Origin of the sequence: Amphritea pacifica (genome assembly GCF_016924145.1) — a bacterium.
Taxonomy (GTDB): domain Bacteria; phylum Pseudomonadota; class Gammaproteobacteria; order Pseudomonadales; family Balneatricaceae; genus Amphritea; species Amphritea pacifica.
The window spans coordinates 1-244 of sequence record NZ_JAFFZO010000265.1 but is presented as its reverse complement, the minus strand read 5'-3'; the positions used below and the strand labels follow the sequence as shown (position 1 = coordinate 244).

Genomic DNA, 244 nt, shown 5'->3' with positions numbered 1-244 from the left:
CGCTATTGTCGCCAAGCAAAACTGGTTGCTCTAACGATTTGAACATCAGTGTTAACTTATGCTCAAAGCGTCATTCGAATCCTGTAATCGGAGAGTTATGCACAAACTCTAATCCGCAATGTATCTTTTTCTATCAGCTAACCAAACGCTTTTGGCGTTATATGGTCAAGCCTCACGAGCAATTAGTACTGGTTAGCTCAACGCCTCACAACGCTTACACACCCAGCCTATCAACGTCCTGGTC

Annotated in this window: 1 rRNA gene; it reads right to left on the bottom strand. The window is 44.3% G+C overall.

Annotated features, from left to right (window positions below):
• Nucleotides 1-161 precede the first annotated feature (161 nt).
• Nucleotides 162-244 (bottom strand): 23S ribosomal RNA (locus JW499_RS22290); the annotation flags it as partial.